At 35.8% G+C, this 23,132-nt stretch carries 11 protein-coding genes, 2 pseudogenes and 1 riboswitch; of the genes and pseudogenes, 9 read left to right on the top strand and 4 right to left on the bottom strand.

Annotated features, from left to right (window positions below; all coding sequences use genetic code 11):
* The first annotated feature begins 142 nt into the window (after nucleotides 1-142).
* The 3 genes from KQI76_RS10060 (at nucleotide 143) to KQI76_RS10050 (ending at nucleotide 2,869) form a co-directional block, all read left to right on the top strand.
* Nucleotides 143-658 (top strand): CueP family metal-binding protein, encoded by a 516-nt coding sequence (locus KQI76_RS10060; protein ID WP_216400183.1) that lies wholly within the window; start codon nucleotides 143-145, stop codon nucleotides 656-658.
* Nucleotides 659-770: 112 nt separating this feature from the next.
* A riboswitch (TPP riboswitch) is annotated at nucleotides 771-868 on the top strand.
* 158 nt (nucleotides 869-1,026) lie between these two features.
* On the top strand, nucleotides 1,027-1,707 hold the full coding sequence (gene tenA / locus KQI76_RS10055) for a thiaminase II (RefSeq protein WP_216400182.1): 681 nt from the start codon (nucleotides 1,027-1,029) through the stop codon (nucleotides 1,705-1,707).
* Between the two features lie 331 nt (nucleotides 1,708-2,038).
* The gene (locus tag KQI76_RS10050) at nucleotides 2,039-2,869 is read left to right on the top strand and encodes a DUF368 domain-containing protein (RefSeq protein ID WP_216400181.1); all 831 of its coding nucleotides are present in this window, start codon (nucleotides 2,039-2,041) and stop codon (nucleotides 2,867-2,869) included.
* A 111-nt stretch (nucleotides 2,870-2,980) separates the two neighbouring features.
* Here the strand turns inward: KQI76_RS10050 and KQI76_RS10045 are convergent, their stop codons facing one another.
* Both KQI76_RS10045 and KQI76_RS10040 read right to left on the bottom strand, forming a co-directional pair.
* Nucleotides 2,981-3,787, bottom strand: a complete 807-nt coding sequence (locus KQI76_RS10045) for a VLRF1 family aeRF1-type release factor (RefSeq protein WP_216400180.1) — start codon at nucleotides 3,785-3,787, stop codon at nucleotides 2,981-2,983.
* A gap of 101 nt (nucleotides 3,788-3,888) precedes the next feature.
* Nucleotides 3,889-4,673: pseudogene (locus tag KQI76_RS10040) on the bottom strand (SDR family oxidoreductase).
* Between the two features lie 789 nt (nucleotides 4,674-5,462).
* On the opposite strand from KQI76_RS10040, the gene KQI76_RS10035 reads away from it, so the two are divergent.
* The 6 genes and pseudogenes from KQI76_RS10035 (at nucleotide 5,463) to KQI76_RS10015 (ending at nucleotide 18,145) form a co-directional block, all read left to right on the top strand.
* Nucleotides 5,463-7,148: a methyl-accepting chemotaxis protein gene (locus KQI76_RS10035; RefSeq protein ID WP_216400179.1), complete on the top strand. Its 1,686-nt coding sequence runs from the start codon at nucleotides 5,463-5,465 to the stop codon at nucleotides 7,146-7,148.
* Between the two features lie 328 nt (nucleotides 7,149-7,476).
* Nucleotides 7,477-8,772, top strand: a complete 1,296-nt coding sequence (locus KQI76_RS10030) for a sugar ABC transporter substrate-binding protein (protein ID WP_216400178.1) — start codon at nucleotides 7,477-7,479, stop codon at nucleotides 8,770-8,772.
* 70 nt (nucleotides 8,773-8,842) lie between these two features.
* Entirely contained in the window at nucleotides 8,843-10,162 is a 1,320-nt protein-coding gene (locus KQI76_RS10025) for a sugar ABC transporter permease (RefSeq protein WP_216400177.1), read from the top strand.
* A gap of 23 nt (nucleotides 10,163-10,185) precedes the next feature.
* Entirely contained in the window at nucleotides 10,186-11,028 is an 843-nt protein-coding gene (locus KQI76_RS10020) for a sugar ABC transporter permease (protein ID WP_216400184.1), read from the top strand.
* Between the two features lie 525 nt (nucleotides 11,029-11,553).
* Nucleotides 11,554-11,768, top strand: a pseudogene (locus KQI76_RS11825) (hypothetical protein); the annotation flags it as partial.
* A 425-nt stretch (nucleotides 11,769-12,193) separates the two neighbouring features.
* On the top strand, nucleotides 12,194-18,145 hold the full coding sequence (locus KQI76_RS10015) for a pullulanase (protein ID WP_216400176.1): 5,952 nt from the start codon (nucleotides 12,194-12,196) through the stop codon (nucleotides 18,143-18,145).
* A 722-nt stretch (nucleotides 18,146-18,867) separates the two neighbouring features.
* Here the strand turns inward: KQI76_RS10015 and KQI76_RS10010 are convergent.
* Nucleotides 18,868-20,889, bottom strand: a complete 2,022-nt coding sequence (locus KQI76_RS10010; RefSeq protein WP_216400175.1) for an ABC transporter ATP-binding protein — start codon at nucleotides 20,887-20,889, stop codon at nucleotides 18,868-18,870.
* Nucleotides 20,890-20,893: 4 nt separating this feature from the next.
* On the bottom strand, nucleotides 20,894-22,630 hold the full coding sequence (locus KQI76_RS10005; RefSeq protein ID WP_216400174.1) for an ABC transporter ATP-binding protein: 1,737 nt from the start codon (nucleotides 22,628-22,630) through the stop codon (nucleotides 20,894-20,896).
* Nucleotides 22,631-23,132: the final 502 nt, after the last annotated feature.

Raw genomic sequence — 23,132 nt, 5'->3', positions numbered from 1 at the left:
TTTGTGTGTGTGGTTACCTCACTAATACCCTAAATCTAAGGGGGTGGCAAGTTTTTTAATGTTTAATGGCATGAAATCAACCAAAAATCAAGGTTTACTAAGAAACTTTTGACAATACGTAGCCATGTTGAGGAGGATTTAAATGAAATTCAAGTTGAGCTTACTTGTTTTAGTAAGTCTATTATTCTTATCTGCTTGTCAAGGAAAGGAAAACGCGCTGAAGGATGAGGAAATAAAAAAACTCGTTCATGACTATAGTATTGGTCAGATAGCAAATGAAGAGGCATCGATTACTGGGACTGAATTAATTGTGACAAAGGATAATGGTGAGGAGAACGTTTATCCATTACCTGAAGATGACTTTTTTGTTTCGATCGCCCCCTTTATTAACCAAACACATCCCTGTACTTTTCACAATTTAACGGGGTGTCAGGGTGAAATGCCTGAAGAAGAGTTTGAAGTGACGATTCTAGATAGTGAAGGAAATACGGTTCTAGATGATAAGGTAAATACACTTGCTAATGGCTTTTTTGATTTATGGTTACCACGCGATGAAACCTATCATGTAACGATTCGTTATGAAGATAAAGAAGTTGAAGCAGAGCTATCGACATTTTCGGAAGATCCAACCTGTGTTACAACGATGCAATTAACTTAAACGACTTTTTTCTGTTTTTAATAGTGAAGATGAAGTCATGATAACAGAGAGTTAAGTGACTTGTCTTTAGGGATGAACATGATATAATAGGGTGGAAAATTGAATATTAAAACAATTCGACTAGGGGAGCATGAAGATGCTGAGAGAGATAATCGACCCTTTGAACCTGATCTGGTTAATACCAGCGTAGGGAAGTGGAAGGCGCAGACGTATGTGATTTATTTGTGATCATACGATTTAATTGATACTGCAAGCCCATTTCCTTTGATAGGTAGTGGGCTTTTTTTGTTCCCTGAAAGTAAAAAAAGGAGTGAGTGCTGGTTAGTTATTTTTGTTTAAAGGCTATAAAAATTTGAAAGGGGAAAAAAATGAAAAAACTTTTTACGGATAGAATATGGACACGGGTTGAACCGATTTGGCAATCATATTTGGAGCATCCATTTGTTAAAGGACTGGGAGAAGGTTGGTTGGAACAAGAAAAGTTTAAGCATTGGCTTAAACAAGATTACATTTATCTCATTGAATATTCACGTTTGTTTGCGATCGGTAGTGCAAAAGCTCATGATTTAGAAACAATGATCACTTTTGCTAAATTACTAGATGGTACACTAAATATGGAGATGGAACTCCATCGTCAGTATGCTGCAAAATTTGGTATGACAGCAAAAGAGTTAGAAACGACTGAAGCGGCAGCAACAACAACAGCCTATACAAGCTATATGCTAAATGTTTCGCAAAGTGGTGGTGTTGAAAATGTTATCGCAGCAGTATTAACCTGTGCCTGGAGTTATAATTTTATTGGACAACAATTGGCGAAAATACCTGGCGCATTAGAACATGAATTTTATGGTCATTGGGTAAAAATGTATTCGTCTGATGAATTTACTGAATTAGCTAATGATTGTAAACGACAATTAAATGAGATTACAACAGGAAAGCCAGAATATGAATTAAAGAGAGTGGAAGAAATCGTGGTAAAAACAAGTCTATTTGAATATATGTTTTGGGATATGGCTGAAAATCTCGAAGAATGGCCAATCACTTTTTAATAAAATAAATTTCCAATGAATCAAGATTTGTTTTCCTCTTGAATAAGGGATACTCAAACCAAGTATGGAATAGATTAGCTTGGGATGGGTATCTCTTTTTTATTTAGTGATGCTTATTTAATCACCGCAAAAAGAATTGAGCTAAATAGAAAAGATCATTTTACCCTAAGGTTATTTTTATGAAGTTCATTTGCTTTAGTAGATCCCCTTTAAAATTGCTTTTTTTATTAGTAGTAGATATAATGGTATAGTTCGGAAATAAAAAAAGTATAATAGAACAATTGGAATAAAGTAAATAATGGATGAGATGGTTGTTTAGAAGGGAGAAAGGATGAAAAAAACGAATTTGGTCGATTGGCTTTTGCGATTTGTGAAAGGTATTTTTATAGGGTCGGGCTTTATCTTGCCGGGTGTTAGTGGAGGGGCTCTGGCTGCTGTATTTGGTATTTATGAACGAATCATTATGTTTTTAGCTAATTTAACAAAAAATTTCAAAGAAAATATTCGCTTTTTCCTGCCTGTTGGTTTAGGAGGATTAACTGGTATTTTTATTTTTTCCTTTGCGGTTAGTTTTTTGCTTGGAAATTATGAAACAACAATTCTATGGTTTTTTGTTGGTTGTATTGTTGGTACTGTCCCTGCCTTGTGGAGGGAAGCTGGGAAAAAAGGCCGAAGTGATAAAGATATGATTAATATGGTCGTCACTTTTATTTTATTTTTTCTATTTTTAAAGTATGGTGAGCACCTCTTTACCACAAATCTTGTGCAAAATGTATGGACCTGGTTACTTGCAGGTGCATTAATCGGCTTGGGAATGATTGTTCCAGGTCTTAGCCCCTCGAATTTTTTAATTTACTTAGGGATGTATAAAGCGATGTCAGATGGGATCAAAAATCTAGATTTTGCAGTCATCATTCCGCTTGGAATTGGTGCTGTCTTATGTGTACTATTGCTGTCAAAATTGGTTAACTTGATCATTCAAAAAGCTTATTCAACATTATTTCATTTTATTCTTGGTGTTGTCTTTGCCTCAACCGTGATTATCATACCAGTTGACTATAGCGGATTAAATGGGTGGGGTATCCTTGCCTGTGTTATTTTATTTGAACTAGGTATTTTACTTGGTTGGTGGATGAGCGACTTAGAAAATAGATATAAATAGGCTCATTGAATGGTGTTCTATCATGCTACTTTTAGAAAGGATAAGGAAATTGATCAGTACAAATAAAAAAATGGATGTAGACAGTCAATGCTAGTCTACATCCATTTTTATTTACAATTCAGTGATGATTTTAATTACTTTCGCTTCATTTTCATCGAGCATATTTTTGTCTACAAAGGTATTGACTTTCTTAGTCATTACTTTTGATAGTTCTTGTGTTTCATCTTGATTGCCCACCATATAAATATATTCCCACCGATTGTCTTTAGCGAGTTTATCTAGTTTAGCTGCAATACTTTTATACCAACGAAAGCGATTTGCTTCGAAGCGTTTATTGAATTGTTCACGTTTCACACTCTTGCCACCGGAACCAACAGTAGCTTGTGCTTGATGGGGTCCTGTATGCTTTTTCCAGTTTTCTGTATCAAGATCAAGTTCATAATAAGATGAATCATGTATACTTCCTAATTCTGTTTCAATAATTTTAATTGCTTCTTTTTGGGTTAATATAACTCCTGATTTAGGATAGTTATGGTAAAGATCGATGAGTTGATCAACCTTTGCGATTTCCTCCCAATAGATTTCTGTCGTAACGGGAACTTGAAGCAGTTTAGCAAACCAGATAGATTCATCAGGAGTGGCAAAGATAATGACGCTTTTAGCTAAATTAAGTTCATTTTCAGTCATAAAGTGTTTGACTTTCTTTTTTACTTTACAAAAGTTATCAAGTTCAGCTTGATTTCCATCTTCTATTAAATATTTTTCGAATTGTTGGAGGCCGTTTTTTAAATGAATCCGCCATTCTCCACCTTGTTGATCGGGATCGGCAGGATCCGTATTTAAGTACATGGTAAAGACACGCTCAGGTTTCTCTAAATAAATACTTTCTAATTTTTTGATTTCTTTATTGATATCCATACGTCGTATCTACTCCTTTTAATATGATTGAATATACAATTTATTTAACCTAAATTGGAGTGAACTAAACATGAATAGTGGATAAAAAATATGGTATTGATTTAGAAGAGTGTCGAAGCTCCATCAATGTAAATTTCAGTTCCAGAAATATGACTGGCTGCATCAGACCCAAGAAAGTAAACAAGCTCAGCCACTTGCTCCGGCTTTCCTGGTTTTCCAGTTAAAGGCTGATTCCCCTCTGGGTATTTAATAGGAATGTTTATTTTCCTTAAGTTATTTTCTTCCTTAAATGTATTTTTGCCAATGTTTGTGTCGATTGATCCAGGGCAAATAATGTTAACTCTTATATTGTAATTCGACAATTCTAATGCAGCCATTTTTCCAAAGGCCATTTGTCCGGCTTTACTTGCACTATAAGCAGACATGCCAAACCCTGAAAATTTGCGATTGCCATTAATAGAACTGGTTAAAATAATACTTCCCCCTTTTTTCTTCATATGAGGAATAGCGTATTTTGTTGTCAGAAATGCTCCTTTTAAGTTTATTTCCAAAGTTTGATCCCATTCTTCGGGAGTGATGTCTTCTATTGGGGCGACCTTTCCATTGATTCCTGCGTTCGCAAAAACTATATCCAATCGACCAAATTTATTAACAATTGTATCAATAGCATTCTGAATCTGTTCCGCATCTTTAACATCTGCTTTAACGATAGCTATTTCACCTTTATTTTTTCGATTTCCTTTTTTACTGCGTTAGCGTCTTCCTCTTTAATATCAATCAAACCGACTTTTATTCCTGCTTGAGCAAAATGAATGGCAGTTGTCTTTCCAATTCCAGAACTGGCCCCAGTAATAATAGCGACACGATTTTTCATCGTTTTTATCATGGTTTTTTAAACTCCTTTTTCATTAATTTGCTAGCTTTAATATACCCATCTTTGAAAAAAAGACACTCAGTGAACTAGTCATCACTTAGTTTCTAAAAAAATTGAAGGCGGTATCTGCTAGCGGAAGTCAAATTAAACAAGATAGGAATTTACCGCAGAGTAACTGAAAGTAATGGCACGATTGCTTCAAAGGCCTTTTGGTCATCCCCTTGTGGGACTATCAAATATTTTTGGTGAGACGAGTAATCGAGGTCCCAGTCCCAATCAGTGGGCGATAGGGAACGTAGATTAAAGCCATCAGGTCCTATGATAAGTTCTGCATGAACTAGATCTTGTAGGTCTCCCACTGATTGAAGTTTCACTTTATTTAATCATCATTGTAGGATAGTTCCAAAACATTTATAGAAATAGGTCATAAAGACTAACCGTTTAATTATCTGAGCCTTTGGCAGTATATATTGATACTGACAAGGAGATGAAGGTGTTTTATAGTAAATATAGAACCTAATTACTTTAATTCATAAAGTTTATAGTTAGCCGATCATAGATACAAACAGGTTTATAGGGATCCTTTGTTTTGGGAATATTTATTTTAAAAAACGGAAAAGTCCTTTAAACAATACTTAAGAGGGAAATGTTTTATAGATAATTATAAGAACTCATGGTAAAATAACCCTAGTGGGGAATCGATTGCACATTCTAACCATTTAAGCATTATGACCTATTCGCTATTTTTAAGAAGGGGAATGGAGAAATGCTAATATTAAAAAGGGGTGGGAATAAAAAGAGATGAAAACGAATACAGATAGGAAACTAATTCACCGATTGTATTTGATGATCGGGACTATCATTATGACCTGTATTATTGCAGCGGGTTTTATTTACTATTTTAGCTCAGATGTAACGAATCAAAGTGAAGTATTGGAGGAAACGGCGTCATTACAACAAGAATTCTCTGAGATGGTTAATTATTTGAATAAAACGAGTATTGTTTATTATCAACTTGCTACTTCTGGCTATGATCAAAGTTTAACAGAGGATGCTGAATATTATTTAACAGAAGCAAGGGAGCAATTTACTAGCTTGACAGACAGAATTGAGGATGGAGATGAACTTGAGCATTATTTTCAACATTTAGATGGTGCAATTACCGCTTACCAAACGATTTATGAAGAAAATTTCACAAATGTATTTTTGGGTGATGAGGTTGAAAAAGTCAGTAGCCGTGTCATTCCAGTTATTACTCGAAATGAAGATACGATTCATACAGTGAATGAAAGAATTCAGGATATGTTAGCTGACCGTCGAGATGAGGCATCAGACAGTTTACAAGTGTCCTTGTTACGATCAGATACAATGATCATGATTGCATTAATTAGTCTTATTGTTGTACCGTTTATTTCATTATTGCTTTTTGCTAAAAGGTTAAATAGTGGTGTGAATTTAGTAATGAGACGTATTAAAGCCTATCACGATGGGGATTTAGCTTATAACCAAAGTACAAAGAGGAAAGATGAATTCTCTAAAATTGATGAGCGACTCGCAAATATGGGTGAACAATTAAGAACAATATTAGAACGCAATAAACAAATCAGTGAAGATGTTTTAAATGTTGTTCAATCAACTTCACAGAAATCCTCTGAGCAATTAAAGGGAATGAGTGAAATTGATCAGATGATGATTGAATTCTCAAAAGAGATGGAGCGACAAACGGATTTTACTGGAACAATTTCTGCCACGACTGAAGAAGTTTCCTCTAGTACAGAAGAAATTCAAAGCTCAATAAGTAAAGTAAGTACTCAGCTAGAAGAGCTAGAAACAGTCTCCAATCAGGGATTGGATTTAATGAACCAACTAGAACATACGATGAAGGCGTTTAATGATCAAACATCTGGAACGGCTGGCCGAGTCGATAAGATGCAGGATCAACTTGAGCATATTACTTCTTTTATTCAAGGAATTGACGATATCGCGGATCAAACAAACTTATTGGCAATTAATGCTTCAATTGAAGCGGCAAAGGCCGGTAAGGAGGGGCGTAGCTTTGCAGTAGTTGCCGATGAAATCAGAAAATTGTCCCAGGGAACGAATGAGTTCTCTAATCGAATAAAAAATGTTTTAGAGGAATTACGAAATGAAGCAAATCAAGTTGTCACTTCATTTAGTGATTTCAAAACGGATAGTCTTCAGTCATTAGATAAGGCAGTGGAATCTGCAATCCTATTTAAACAAATTTCCAATGATAATACTAAAGTTACTCAAGGGCATCATGATATTGATGAATCGATTATGGAGATAAATCAAGCGATAGCAAACGTCGTTGAGTCAATCACAGAATTAGTTAATGGTGCAACCGTGTTGCAAGAAAAGAGTAAATCTGTTGCGCAAATTGTCGAAGAACAAACAAAACGTCAAGAAGAACTGACAAATGAGATAAATTCATTAGTAGAAGTATCACAACTTTTAAAAGATTAATTTTACAAATGATAAAGCGTTTACAGAAATAAAAAACTTTTTTGCTAAAAAGACTTGTATTTTTAACTGGAACAGTAGTATAATATAATCAATAGATGGTGCAAGCGATTTCACTAATTTTCATATTGGAAAATTGCTGTGCCGTTTAGTACAATCAGTTGCAAACGATTACTCACTCCTTTGATTCGTTCTTAAATAAATGAAATTTAAGCTGCCATATTCTTGATTTAGTAGTATCGTAGAATACAATCATATATCTAAGGGTGAATAATGAGTTGGCAATAAGATTGGAATTTATTATTACCACTATTAAAGAGGGGGAAAACAAATGTTTAAAAGTAAGTCAAAATCATTTTGGTTTATCGCAGTTTTAATGTTAGTTTTATCAATGTTTTTGGTCGCTTGTGGTGGTGACGGTTCAACAAATGAAACAGATGGTTCTTCAGACGACCCAGCTAGTGTTGATGAAAGTGACAATGAAATTCCTGAAAAACCAGAGTCGTTATCAATGTGGGTAAATGATGAAGAACAGCAGTTGGATGCTTATGAAGAAATCGCTAGCCGATTTGAAGAAGAGTATGATATTGCTGTAGAGATTATACCATATAGTATGTTAGATCAATTAGATGGTATTGCTTTGGATGGTCCATCTGGTCAAGGTCCGGATTTATTTTTCCAACCACATGACCGTTTGGGAGATGTGCACCTTCAAGGGGTGGCAGCAGAGTTAGAGTTTACTCCAGAACAAGAAGCTCGTTTAGCTGACTATAATCAAGATGTACTTAATTCATTTAGTTACGAAGGTATTCAATATGGTATCCCAGCCGTTACTGAAACATATGCTTTGTTTTATAACAAGGAGTTAGTTCCAGAGGCTCCAGAAACAATGGATGAGTTGATGGAAATTGCACGTGAATTAACAGACGGTGATAATTATGGCTTTTTAATGAATGCGCTTGATTTTTACTTTGTCTATCCATTTTTAACAGGTTCAGGTGGATATGTATTTGGCCAGGATGCTGATGGACTTTATGATCCTTCAGACATTGGTTTGAATAACGAAGGTTCAGTTGCTGGTGCAACAACAATTCAATCATGGTTTGAGGAAGGATTAATTCCAGAAGGTATCGATATCGATATTATGAACGGTTTGTTTATGGAAGGAAAAGTAGGTATGGTTGTTAATGGACCATGGGCTATTCCTGATTATGTTGATGCCCTTGGTGATAATTTGGCAATCGCTACATTACCAAAAGATAATGGCGAAGTATTAAGCTCATTTGCAGGAAATAAAGGTTGGTTAGTTAACTACTATACTGAAAATCAATATTGGGCAACAGAGCTTGCTTTATTCTTAAGTAATGCAGAAAACTCAACAACTTATTTTGAAGTTGCTGGTGAACTACCTGCAAATACGAAAGTAGAAATTGATGATGAATTAATGGATGCAGTTTTTGAACAAACACAATATGCAGAACCAATGCCGAACATTCCAGAAATGTCACAAGTTTGGGAGCCTATTGCTGATGCATTAACATTCATTACTCAAGGTGACGATCCTCAAGAAGTATTAGATGAAGCAGTAGAGATTATAAAAGAAGATATTTCAATTATGGGTCAATAAGTTTTGAGGAGGAAGGGGTTGAGAAACTAAAACTTCTCAATCCCATCTTTTTATTAGGAGGGAGAGGCAAATGGCTACAAAAAATAGTCTAAAAACTAAGGACAGTCAGGATAGTCAGGATAATTCAAAACATAATCCTACTATAGCACTGTTACTTTCACTTATTCCCGGGCTTGGACAAGTATATAACAAGCGATATATTAAAGGTGCTGTAATTTTTGTTTTATTTACTGCTTTTTTAATTGTTATGTATGACTATATGTCGACAGGTCTGCAAGGCTTAATAACTTTAGGTGAAATAGAGAGAGAACATGATTCGCGAGTGTTTTTAAGTCAGGGTATTCTAAGTTTAATCTTTTTAACCTTCTTCATTACCTTTTACCTACTAAATATCCAAGATGCTTATCGTGAGGCGGTAAAAATTAAGCGTGGTTGGAAAGGTACTGGTGTGATTGAGGGTTTCAGAAATGCGTGGGATGCAGGATTCCCTTATATATTAGTTGGACCGGGATTATTGTTATTAATCTTCGTTGTTTTATTCCCGTTACTTTTCATGGGATTTCTAGCATTTACAAACTATAACTTATACAATGCACCGCCACGAAACTTATTAGATTGGGTAGGGTTTGATAACTTTATTAATCTATTTACAATTAGTGAATGGCGAAACACATTCTTTAATGTTTTATCATGGACATTAGTTTGGACATTTGTAGCGACAACATTATCAATTGCTGTAGCTATGTTCCTGGCTATTTTAACAAATGATAAACGATTGAAATTCAAAAAACTTATACGTACAGTGTTTATTCTGCCTTGGGCCGTTCCAGGTTTTGTAACGATCATTATTTTCTCAGCCTTATTTAATGATAACTTTGGTGCGATTAATGCAGATATTATCAAGCCCTTATTTGGCGTAACAATTCCATGGCTAACAAAGACCTCATGGACAAAGGTTGCATTAATCATGATTCAAGTCTGGCTCGGTTTTCCGTATATTTATGCCTTGTTTACGGGAGTCATTCAAGGAATTTCGAGTGATTGGTATGAAGCGGCGGATATGGATGGTGCTACACGTTGGCAGAAATTCCGTTTTATTACCTTCCCGCATTTGATGTTTGCGACGGGACCTTTATTAATTACTCAATATACTTTTAACTTTAATAACTTTAATATAATTTACTTATTTAATGGTGGTGGGCCACCAGTTCGTGGACAATCAGCAGGTGGAACAGATATTTTGATTTCTTGGATTTATAATCTGACCTTTACGAATTCACAATATAGTATGGCCGCTGCTATCTCGATTATTTTAGGAATTATTGTTGCGACATTTGCCTTTTTCCAATTCCGTCGTTCTAGTTCCTTTACAGAGGAGGGACAATACTAATGGCTAAAGTAGAAAAAAAACCGATAAGTCGTAAAACAAAAAATAAAATCGAATTAACCGTAATGTACCTAATTATTGGAGTGATGTTTTTAATCATTTTCTACCCATTAGTGTGGGCGTTTGGTATGTCGCTTAATCCAAGTTCGAATCTTTATGGTGCTTCAATCATACCTGAGAATTGGTCGTTTGATCACTATAAATGGCTATTTACCAATCCAAGAAGTAACTATTTACTTTGGTATCGCAACACATTAGTAATTGCTATTTCCGTATCTTTGATTGGAACCTTGATAACGAGTTTTACAGCCTATGCCTTTTCTAGATATCGTTTTAAGGGAAGAACATATGGTTTATACGCTTTCTTATTACTACAAATGTTCCCGGTATTAATGGCGATGGTGGCCTTGTATATCCTATTAAATACAATTGGTTTATTAGACAATTTACTAGGTCTCATTATCATCTATATTGGTGGGAATATTCCAATGAATGCATTCTTAGTCAAAGGATACTTCGATACACTGCCAACAGAATTAGATGAATCAGCGAAAATGGATGGGGCAGGGCACTTTAGAATTTTCTTCCAAATTCTATTGCCACTTGCTAAGCCAATTTTATCTGTTGTGGCTTTGACTAATTTTATGAATCCATTTATGGACTTTATTTTACCACGGATCGTTTTACGTAGTCCGGAGAAATATACATTGGCACTAGGTCTGTTTAACTTTGTTAATGACCAATTTGCTAATAACTTTACTCGTTTCGCAGCAGGTGCAATTTTAATTGCAGTACCAATTGCGGCAGTATACTTATTCTTACAGAAATATTTGATTGCTGGTCTAGCATCAGGAGCAACGAAAGGTTAAAGCAAATATTCAGTCAATGAATAGGGCATTCTATTATTGCCAACTCACAAGTAACTTTACAAGTAGTGACTCTCAACTCCCCTTTTTCGAAAATATACAATCATTGTATTGAGATTTCACTACTTGTTAGTTGCCATAGAAAATAATGAAACTGAGACATAACTCAGCTAAAATTAAAAGGGAGTCCATTAAAAACTGGATTCCCTTTTTAATATCCTGGCTATTTATATAGATTTATCGCGACTTAAGTGATTTAGAGATGTCATTCCATGATTTACACTGTGGATGGACGCTTTCCCTGGGTGCAGCCTCGGGCGCACAGGATGTGGGTCAGTTAGACGTTGCCACAGGACGTGGCGGTTTTAGTCTAACATTCTTTATTGCTCCACTGCTGTGTCGCAATAAGGGTTTTTGGACGCGCACTTTTCCCACAGGAGTTGCCATCCGACGTTACAATCACTTGGTTGGCGTATCATAAGAGAGACACAAAAAGAATAAGTGAGAAGAAAGCTTTTGAAGGAATAGACTGGTGGAATTTACGGTCAAAGTAAAATTGATGCTGGCCGTTCTTTGGGTTTTTGAAGGCTAATTTGGGTTTTACCCACTTATCTTTAAGAGATAAATCCAAAATACCCAATGAAAGAGGCTTTGCGCTAATGGCGATGAATTTAAGGAAGTTCACCGTCATTAACAAGGATAAACTGGGCGTTGAAATATCAAGCGGGAAGAGATGGTTCTAATTACAATTTCCATGTAATCAGAATCATTTTTCATGATTAGTGACTAGCTTTGTCTAAGTTCTATTTATTTACATCTATTTTATTCCCTCTTTAGCTAATCTTAGTATCGATAAATAGATGAGGTAATTTTGATTCTATATGCGCTTGTTAGGGTTGACCTTACTCGTAAAGATTGTTTAAACAATGAAAAGCAATGATAGATTAACAGATAAAGTTCAATTTAAATTAACTTTTATAGTTGAAAAACAAAAGCGATCATAGTAGAATAGTATTGTAAACGATTGCATAGACTATGTTACTACTTCTATGCAATATTTTTTCTATCATAATGCAAACGCTTCCTCTGATTTTATTACGTTTGTAAATCAACAAAGAAAGGAGTTTTTTCACAATTATTCATTTAATTATCGTGAAAGGGGTTTATTATGGCTAGAAAAAGAAGAAGAGATCGAATAACTGCAATTAGTATGATTTTTATTTTATTATTTAGTACACTATCAAGTGTTCTGCCGAAACCACTTGTATATGCGGAAGCAAATTCGGAATCGACAAGTACAATCGAAGAGAATCATTTAAGAATTCATTATGATCATGATGACCAAGAACCTGATGACTTAGCTTTATGGTTATGGGGAGATGTTGCTGAACCCTCAGATAGCAAGGGGGAGTGGCCAAATGGTGAATTTTTTACAGCAGACCAAATAACAGATTTTGGTGCTTATTTAGATATACCGATGAGTGATGATGCTGAAGTCATTGGCTTACAAGTTGTCCAGTCAAATGGTGATAAACTTGTAGATGATACGGAGATAGAATTATTATCATCAGAAGTAAATGAAGTTTGGCTAACTCACGATGGTGATGTGTATTATTATGAGCCAATTGAATTTGATGAACCGACGATTCGTGTTCACTATCAAATGGAATCTGATCAATACGAGCCTTGGGGAATTTGGTATTGGGGTGACGTTATTCAGGAATCGAATCATAGTGGTGGCTGGCCGTATGATGCAACGCCATTTTCTAATGAGCAGGTCGGAAAATATGGTGCCTATGTCGACATTCCTGTCAAAGACCATGTTGCTAATTTTGGCTTTTTATTTGTTGAGATGGTTGAAGACGGAAAACAAACGGAGGATATGAGTTTTACTGAATTCGAGCAACATCAGCAAATTTTTGTTAAAGAAGGGACTAATGAAGTCTTTACGAATCCATACTATATTTCCACCGATGATGAGGAAGAAGCTTCTGAAGAGCATGAAGGTGAAGAGGATATTACTGTTACTGCTGATGTTAATCGTGCCTTTCATTATGATCAGCATGCCTTATTAGATGTAGAGATTGAGAATAATTCTGAACTAGCTATAGATCGAATCGAAGCTGATGTAAGTGCTTTAGGTGGATCTAGTGCCCTAAAAATTTCACCCGAATTAAATCGGGTCACATTATCTGTTTGTTCAGATATTGATGCTGGTGAAAAGGTAATTCCAATAAAGGTAATTGATGAAAATGGTGGAGTATATACGACTGAAGCAAATGCAACCGTTCTTCCACGGGAAAAAGAAGCTGGAGAACGAGACTGGGACGAGGCGGTTATCTATTTTATGTTGACCGATCGCTTTGCTGATGGGAATCCAGCGAATAATGACCCTTATCAACTTGATTATGATGATTATGATAATCCGCGTGGAACTTATCAAGGCGGGGATTTTAAAGGGGTTACTGATAATTTAGATTATTTAGAGGATTTAGGGATTAATACGATTTGGATATCGCCAATTGTAGAAAATATTGGGCACGACGTGAATTACAATGCAGCTGAAGGTTCATACTTTGGCTATCACGGCTATTGGGCGGAGGATTTTGAAAAGTTAAACCCGCATTTAGGAACATTAGAAGAATTTCATGAATTAATTGACGCGGCTGCGGAGCGGGATATTGATATTATGGTTGATGTTGTACTTAATCATGCAGGATATGGATTGAAATCTTCTGATGCAGTCGATGATGCACCTGCCGGATATCCAACTGATGAAGATCGAGAACGTTTTGAAGGACTGCTTCGCGAAAAATCTGGTTCTGGTGATGAGAAAATGGAGTTATCAGGTTTACCAGATTTACAAACAGAGAATGGTGATGTGCGTGAGCAAATTGTCGCTTGGCAAACTGCTTGGCTTGAAAAATCAAAGACACCGAATGGTAATTCAATTGCAAGTTATCGTGTTGATACCGTTAAGCATGTTGATATGGTAACTTGGCAACATTTTAAAAATGAACTTGTTGCTGTTGATCCAGATTTCCAATTGATTGGTGAAGCTTGGGGAGCAAATTACCAAGATAACATGGGATATCTCAACACTGGAACGATGGATAGTCTGCTTGATTTTGGCTTTAAAAATCATGCTCGTCATTTTGTCAATGGAAGTCTCGAACAAGCGAATAACGAGTTAATTGCCCGTAATGAGACACTTTTTAATAATGCAACCTTAGGCCAATTTTTAGGTAGTCATGATGAAGATGGCTTTTTGACTCATCTCGTAAATGGTGATCAAGGTAAGCTTAAACTAGCTGCTTCATTACAAATTACAGCCAAAGGACAACCTGTTATTTATTATGGTGAAGAACTTGGACAATCAGGTGCAAATAATTGGCCTGAATATGATAACCGTTATAATTTAGATTGGGATAATGTTAAAGATAATGACATCCTTGAACATTATCAAACTTTGTTAGCATTCCGCTCTGATTATTCTCAGTTGCTAGCGCGTGGAAATCGGTCGACGATCGCTGGCTCAAATAGTGATGAATGGTTAGTTGTTGAACGCTCATATCAAGACGAGTCTGTCTATGTAGGATTTAATGTAGCTGAAGAAAAACAAGAAATTACGCTTTCTGTTTCTGATAAAGATACGGTTGTGACAGATCATTATCATGGTCAACAGTATTCTGCTACGGAAAATGATCAAGGTGATTTTGTTGTTACATTATCTCTACCCAAATTAGCTGATGGGGGAACTGTTTTATTATCAGTAGAGAATGGTGTTATTTTACCCGGAGAGGCCACACCAAGTGATGAGGAGGTGCCAGATGGATTTTTTCGTCTTCACTTCGCCGGTTTGGATTCTAGTGATCTTGGTAACCTTGGTCTTTGGCTCTGGGATGATGTTGCATATCCGTCGGAAAACTGGCCGAATGGGGCGTTAAGCTTTGAGGATGCTGTTGAAACTGAATTTGGTTACTATCTTGATTTTGAGTTAGCGCCGCAAGCGAGTCGGATTGGCTTTTTGATTAATAATCGCCAGGGGGATAATGTAACTGACGATGTGAATATAGAGCTGCTTAGTCCAGAGATGAACGAAGCATGGGTAACTGAAGATTTAATGATTTACAGTTATCAACCACTTGATCAGAAAGATACGATCCGAGTCAATTATGTTCGTGAAGATGGTGAATATAATGGTTGGGCATTATGGACATGGGGTGATGTTGCAAAAGCAACAGAGGATTGGCCAAACGGTGCTCATTCATTTGAAGAAGGTTCATATGGAAGCTTTTACGATCTACCATTGATCGAAAATGCTAAAGAAATTGGCTTTCTATTATTGAATAAAGAAACTGGAGCGCAAACAGATGATATGTCATTTACTGAACTTGATCGGCATAGTCAAATTTTTGTGCGTGAAGGAGATCCTAATGTGTATACGAACCCTTACTTTGTAACTGAAGAGGGATTGCTTCGAGCAGAGCTATTGTCTGATAAATTAATTGAATTGACCTTCAATTCAGTTGCAGATTTAACAGAAGATGACTTATTTGCTGGACTGGAAGTTGTCGATGTTAATGGTGAGGCAATTGAGGTAACAGCTGTAACTATTGATACATCAAATCATTCAGTTCGTCTTGAAGGTGAATTTTTATTAGAAAATGCACCTTATACAATCACATATCAAGGGCGTGAAGCTGTAGCACGAGCTGGTTGGCGCTTAAAAGATGAATTATACGCCTATGATGGTGATCTAGGTTTGACTCTACACGATGATGGCTCAGCAGACCTGAAATTATGGTCACCGAGTGCAGATGCAGTTAAAGTAGTTTTATACGATAAAGATGATCAAAATGTGATCATTGATGATCAGCTTGAGATGACCTTAGAAGATCGTGGTGTTTGGACGATTGAATTGAATAAGGAAAATACAAAGATTGATGATTTGACAGGCTATTACTATCATTTTGCGATTGAGCGTGAAGGAGAAACAGTACTAGCACTTGATCCTTATGCGAAGTCAATGGCTGCATGGAGTAGTGATGATTCAGAGAATAATTATGTTGGGAAAGCTGCGATCGTTGACCCAAGTAAAATTGGACCAAAACTTGATTTCGCTGAAATCGATGGATTTGAGAAACGAGAGGATGCGATCATTTATGAAGTACATGTTCGTGATTTTACCTCTGATCCATCTTTAGAAGGTGAATTAGAAAGTCAATTTGGTACATTTAGTGCCTTTGCTGAGAAATTAGACTATATTGAATCACTTGGGGTCACACATATTCAATTATTACCAGTCATGAGTTATTTCTTTGCTGATGAGTTTAATCATGATGAACGATTAACTGAATACTCATCAACAGATAATAATTACAACTGGGGTTATGACCCGCAGAGTTATTTTTCATTAACAGGGATGTATTCTGAAAATCCGGAAGATCCAGAGAAACGAATTGAGGAATTTAAACGATTAGTTGATGAGATTCACAGTCGTGGAATGGGTATTATATTAGATGTTGTCTATAACCATACAGCCCAAGTTCATATCTTTGAAGATTTAGAACCAAATTACTATCACTTTATGGATGCGGATGGAACACCACGGGAGAGCTTTGGTGGTGGTCGATTAGGAACAACTCACGAAATGTCACGACGTATTTTAGTTGACTCAATTACTTACTGGGTAGAAGAATATAATGTTGATGGATTTCGGTTTGATATGATGGGTGATCATGATGCAGAAACAATTCAAATGGCTTATGATGAAGCGAAAGCAATCAATCCGAATATTGTGATGATCGGGGAAGGATGGGTCACTTATACTGGTGATGAAAATTATCCAAATGTTCAACCTGCAGATCAGCAATGGATGCAAGATACAGAGAGTGTTGGATCATTTTCTGACGAATTCCGTAATGAATTGAAATCGGGCTTTGGTAGTGAAGGACAACCACGATTTCTCACTGGTGGGGCGAGAAATATTCAGCAAATATATGATAATTTAACAGCGAACCCACATAATTTTAAAGCAACAAATCCTGGTGACGTTGTTCCATATATTGCAGCACATGATAATTTAACCTTACATGATGTGATTGCTCAATCAATCAAAAAAGATCCGAAAGATCATGCTGAAGAAATTCATGAACGGATTAGACTTGGTAATTTAATGGTCCTAACAGCACAAGGGACACCATTTATTCATGCTGGTCAGGAATTTGGTCGCACAAAACAGTTCCGTCACGAAGATTATATCGGAGAGGTTGCTGAAGCACCTTATAAATCAACGTTTATGACCGATGAAAATGGTGAACCATTTGAGTATCCATATTTCATCCATGATTCATATGATTCAACGGATGCAATTAATAAATTTGATTGGGCAAAAGCGACTGATGAAGAAGCTTATCCAATCAATACAAGTACACAAAAATATACGGCTGGCTTGATTAGCCTCCGCCGTTCAACAGATGCCTTCAGTCGTGGTACAATGGAGGAAATAGATCAATTTGTATCTATGATTGAAGCACCGGAAATTGAAACGGAAGATTTGGTTATTGGATATCAAGCAATTGACAGTGATGGAGACCTTTATGCCGTCTTCATTAATGCTGACGAGGAAGCACGTCAATTATCTCTATCAACTGATTATTCAGCAGGAGACATCATCATTGATGGTTTAGTTGCTGGAACGGATCCAATAGATGATCCAGTTGGTGTGACATTAACGAAAGATTCAATTGAACTCGACCCATTAACTGCTAGTGTTATTCGCTTGAAGGCAGAAGATGTTGGAACGGATCCAATTCCAACGCCAGATCCAGATCCAGATCCAGATCCTAAACCAGATCCGAATCCAGATCCAAAACCAGATCCAGATCCGAATCCAAAACCTAATCCAGATCAAAGTTCAAATGGTGAAAATGATCCAGTTTATGGGGATGGAAGTACGAGTGAGACTGAAAAAGGGGATAGTCATGACAAGCTTGATGACCAAACTGGTAGTCTATTACCAACTACAGCAACATCCCTATTCAATTATCTAATCATTGGTTTACTATTTGTAGCAAGTGGATTTATGATTGTTTGGTATAAACGTAGAAAGGCATAAATGATATAAGTAGTAGATGTAGGTGGGGGATACCTACATCTACTTTTAATATGTTTTTTAATGCAACTCCGCTGGTGGAATGGTTCACTTAACGAGTAGAGCATCAATTTCTTTCACCAGACATGATGAAGAGGCATTGTCACTCACCTACAGCATTTAAAGAGCAATTCAGAGAGTGTGGGAACAATCATCATCTAATAGATAAAGGCATGCTCAAGTGGGGGAGCATGCCTTTTATTATCCCCCTTTTATTGGAGGATTGCGGAAAATTTGTTTTCCTACTTACTATTAAATTAATCTTACCAAGATCTTTTCTGACGAATAGAACTCGTCGTACTAGAAGCAGAGTATCTTTTAGCTTTTTCATCTTATTTGATGATTGAATATCATTAGAATTAAACTTCATTTAACAATACTTACTAGCTGGTTCGTACATTTCTTGACAAAAAACTGTTTCCGTTTTCTTGCAAGTTATTACTTACAGAAATCATTTAGCTACGTTCCTGACGAGCAATTGAATCGTCAGTCGTTTTTGAAACAAATTTTCCGCCAAGGCTTATAAGAATGTATAAGTTTAATTTATTCAACCTATACGATTTGCCTTGTAGTTATCTATTCCCGTTATTTCGACAATTAAACCTATTAAATTCAATTTGATAGAATATTTTTTTGTAGATTAACTGACTGTATATCTTTCTTGGTGGAGCTTTACTTTATTCTAGTCACTCTGTTATTCCTATATGTTGCATTTTATACATTTTAAAGTAATTACCTTCCTGGTTTAATAGTTCTTCGTGCTTTCCTCTTTCAATAATTTTTCCTTTTTCCATGACAATGATTTGATCGGCATGTTGAATCGTTGACAAACGGTGGGCGATGACTAACATCGTACGACCTTTAGCAATGATTTCAATTGCTCTTTGAATTAATCTTTCTGTTTCCGTATCAATATTTGCTGTTGCTTCGTCCAAGATCAAAATAGCAGGTTCAAAAGCAAGCGCACGAGCAAAAGATAGAAGTTGTCTTTGACCTGTAGAAAAGCCATTTCCATTTTCACCTACGGGTTGATCATATTTTAAGGGTAATTTTTCAATAAATTGATCAGCTCCAACTGTTTTTAAAGCGGTGATTGCTTTATCACGTGAAATTTGGGGATCATTTAATGTAATATTTGATAAAATGGTTCCGGTAAAAATAAATGGATCCTGTAATACGATGCTAATCTCTTGTCGAACTTGCTGACGTGTCAATGTTTGAATATCAATGTCATCCATTTTGATGCTACCTTTTTGTTGATCATAGAATCTTAATAAGAGATTCATAATTGAGCTTTTTCCAGATCCTGTGTGACCAACAAATGCGACGGTTTGACCCGCTTGAATATCAAAGGAAACGTCTTTTAGAATATAATCTTCTTGTTGATAGGCAAAGCTTACTTGATGAAAATGAATATGTCCTTCAATCTTAGGAATTGCTTCATGGGTAATGGCTTCGCCTGGTTCATCTAATAATTCAAAAACACGATTGGCGGATACTCGGGCTTGTTCAAGCTGTGAAAGTTGGTTGATGATCATTTCCATCGGCTCAAATAAACGAGTTAAGTAATCTACAAAAGCATATAGTACTCCTGTTGTAATTAAGCCTTGATTAGTGATCGCACCATTACCAAAATACCAAATGAAGCCAACTAATGCGATTCCTTTTAATAGATTAACAAGATTGAAAGTGGCGAAAGCCTCCAATATTACCATTTTCCTTTGATAGTGATAATGACGATTATTTAGTTGTTCAAATTCTTCCTGTCTTTTTTCTGTTTTTTTGAAGGCTTGAATAATTGGCATGTTTTGAATCGTTTCATTTATTGAAGCATTGATATCACTATTTGCTGATCTGATTACCCGATTATATTTACCTGCATATTTTTTATAAAACTTGATCCAATAATAAAGAATAGGAATAAAAATTAAGCAAATTAAGGCAAGATGCGCATTTAATAGGAATAAGGCAAAATAGATTCCTGCCATATATACAAAGCCATTTATGAATGTCTCAAGAACATTTACGTATAGTTCCTTGATTGCTTCGGTATCATTCGTAATAATTGCTAAAGTTTTACCTGCCGGCCGATCAATAAAATACTGCATCGGAAGTTCATGAATTTTAGCAAAGACATCATTACGAATACGCTGGATAATTTGATTTGCGTATATTTGTAAAAGATATGTCTTTAAGTAAGTGAATAGTGCAGAGATAAAGATTAATCCTAGGTAGATAGCAAGCAAGATTGAAATTGGTTGAATTTCAGGTTGAAAAAATGAACAGAGTTGACTAACTGATAACTGAACGCCCGAGACAATTTCAGTTTGATTGTTATAGTGCGCGATAAATTGCTCATTATCCCTTGTTTCAATGATACTATTAACTGGTATTTGAGCTTTAATTAAATAGTATTCTTGATTAGACTGAACTAAGGTATAATAGCCTAATACTTGATCAGATGCTGTTAAACGATCAGCTCTTTTAAAATAGTTTCCCTGTAATTTCACTGTTTGCTCTTGTTCTGTTTCAAGTTGAGCCCATTCCGATTGAATACCAACAATATGATTGTCAATTACGGTTTTCGCAATTAGTGGGCCTGTTAACTCCAAAGTAACTGCAATGATCAAGCAGACTAATGCTATACTAATGACTCTTCTGTTTGATAAAGCATATTGAAATAATCTTCTTTCTGTTGAAGGCTTCATTAATTTACCTCCTCTCCATTTGTTGAATATGGTATTGTTCCTTATACCATCCATCAAGTTCTATTAGTTGTTGATGCGTACCATGTTCAATGATCCTACCATTCTCTAATACAAGGATTTGATCGGCATGTTTAAGGGCAGATAATCGATGGGCGGCGATTAAGGTTGTTTTACCGGTACGCTCTTGCCTAAGATTATTGATAATATTTGCCTCAGTCTCACCATCGACAGCTGATAATGAGTCATCCAGAATTAATATTTCAGGGTCAATTAGCAAAGCTCTAGCCAAAGAGAGTCGTTGTTTCTGACCACCTGAAAGCGTTACGCCACTTTCTCCGACTAATGTATCCAAACCGTTGGGGAGTGCCTCAATATCATTTTTTAACGAAGTGGATTTGAGTACTTGGTTTACGTCTACCTTCGAAATATCTTGACAACCAAATGTAAGGTTTTCTTTCACTGTTTTTGAAAAAAGAAGATGCTCTTGAGGAACATAACCAATCCATGCTCTTGTTTCATTTAAACGAAATTGATCGATTGAAACACCGTTAATGGTTAGTTGTCCAGCCGGTGGTGCATACTCCCTTAATAGCTGTCTAAGTAAGGTTGTTTTTCCAGCACCTGTTTTTCCAACGATACCAATTGTTTCACCACGGTAAATTGTTAAATTAATATCTCTTAGTTGACATTCTTCTGTCTTAGGATAAGAAAACCGTACTTGGTCAAAAACAATCACCTCTGGGTTAGAGATTGAGATTGGCTTTTTGGGATCGGTAACATCTGGTTTTTGAGCAAGGATCTTTTCAACACGATCAAGTGAAGCGTTCCCACGCTCCATAATATTTATTAATTGCCCAATTGCAAACATGGGCCAAATCAAAATACCAAGATAGATATTGAAAGTGACTAAATCACCGATTGAAATTTGATGATTAATGACCATGTATATACCAAACCCTAAGCCAATTGTGTAAGAAAGACCGACCAATATTTTTATTGTGGGTTCAAATAATGCATCCATTTCGGCTACTGCCTTATTTTTTTCAAAAACCTGATTGGTCATTTTTTTAAATCGTTCTTGATCATGTTCTTCTTGAACAAAAGCACGTATGACACGGACGCCACGGATAGATTCTAATGTGTAGTTATTCATTTCGCTAAAAGCGTGCTGGGCATCTGTAAAGCGTTGGTGAATTTTTTTGCCATATTGATGAATGACCATTGCCATAATCGGTAATGGAATGAGTGCAACGATTGTAAGGTACCAATTAATTGAAAAACCCATCATTAAAATAATAAAGCTCATTAAAACTGTTGAATCAACTAGGGTCAGAATTCCAAAACCCGAAGTGTTCATAATGGCCTTTAAGTCATTTGTCGAACGTGCCATTAAATCACCAGTTGAGTGATGACTATAAAACTGTGGACTCATCTTTAAGAAATGCTCCATCAGTCTTGTGCGCATTTTACGTTCTAAAATCAGTGCACCACTAAAAAGTTTAATATCCCAAATAAACATAACAAGATAGCTTAATAGGATCATACTAATAAAAATAATGATTATTTGCCTTAATCTAGTATGTGTTAGTTCATTAAATTGAATTAAATCAATTGTTATACCAATGATTTTAGGGGGAATAAGGTCAATTATGTTTACAGCGATTAATGCAGAGATTGCAATGACATATCGCTTCCATTCCTCTTTAAAAAACCAAGCTAACTTATGGAAAATTGAGAACATTATTTCACGCTCCATTTCTATCAAGATCTAGATGTATCTAAGTAATTAGTTTTAGCACCATGCTTCACTAATTATTGCCAAAAATACCCAAATAAAAAAAGCGTATACGGCTCCCTGACGTATACGCTGTAAAGTACAAAATGGTGTACTTTTATCCTTATTTGGAAAACAACATAAAATGGCCACGGATTTAATCGTGGCCAATCTCTAATTATTTAATCTGAAATCAGTTATTCAAATAGATGATCTAAGATAAATTAACTAAAGAGGTCACGAAATTTATAGATTTAACTGTTAAAGTAAATGGATTTTGGTTTAATAATGTAACTAACATGTTCATGACCTCCTTCTGAATTTTTTCATCATTGTTTTTCATTATATATCGTAGATTGTAAAATTAAGCTAGACAACTAAAAAAGTCATTTATGATACACTCTTACTATACTTCCACCACGAAGAATAGGAGTGATCATAAATGACCTACACCCATCTTACCACGGAT

Source organism: Amphibacillus sp. MSJ-3, assembly GCF_018919165.1.
In the GTDB taxonomy this organism is placed as follows: Bacteria; Bacillota; Bacilli; order Bacillales; family Amphibacillaceae; genus Amphibacillus.
This window is presented reverse-complemented; position numbering and strand designations above follow the sequence as displayed.

Coding starts and splice junctions, on each gene's coding strand:
- KQI76_RS10005 (WP_216400174.1), bottom strand. CDS start 22,630: ATGTTCTCAATTTTCCATAAGTTAGCTTGGTTTTTTAAAGAGGAATGG.
- KQI76_RS10060 (WP_216400183.1), top strand. CDS start 143: ATGAAATTCAAGTTGAGCTTACTTGTTTTAGTAAGTCTATTATTCTTA.
- KQI76_RS10050 (WP_216400181.1), top strand. CDS start 2,039: ATGAAAAAAACGAATTTGGTCGATTGGCTTTTGCGATTTGTGAAAGGT.
- tenA (WP_216400182.1), top strand. CDS start 1,027: ATGAAAAAACTTTTTACGGATAGAATATGGACACGGGTTGAACCGATT.
- KQI76_RS10025 (WP_216400177.1), top strand. CDS start 8,843: ATGGCTACAAAAAATAGTCTAAAAACTAAGGACAGTCAGGATAGTCAG.
- KQI76_RS10030 (WP_216400178.1), top strand. CDS start 7,477: ATGTTTAAAAGTAAGTCAAAATCATTTTGGTTTATCGCAGTTTTAATG.
- KQI76_RS10035 (WP_216400179.1), top strand. CDS start 5,463: ATGAAAACGAATACAGATAGGAAACTAATTCACCGATTGTATTTGATG.
- KQI76_RS10010 (WP_216400175.1), bottom strand. CDS start 20,889: ATGAAGCCTTCAACAGAAAGAAGATTATTTCAATATGCTTTATCAAAC.
- KQI76_RS10045 (WP_216400180.1), bottom strand. CDS start 3,787: ATGGATATCAATAAAGAAATCAAAAAATTAGAAAGTATTTATTTAGAG.
- KQI76_RS10015 (WP_216400176.1), top strand. CDS start 12,194: ATGGCTAGAAAAAGAAGAAGAGATCGAATAACTGCAATTAGTATGATT.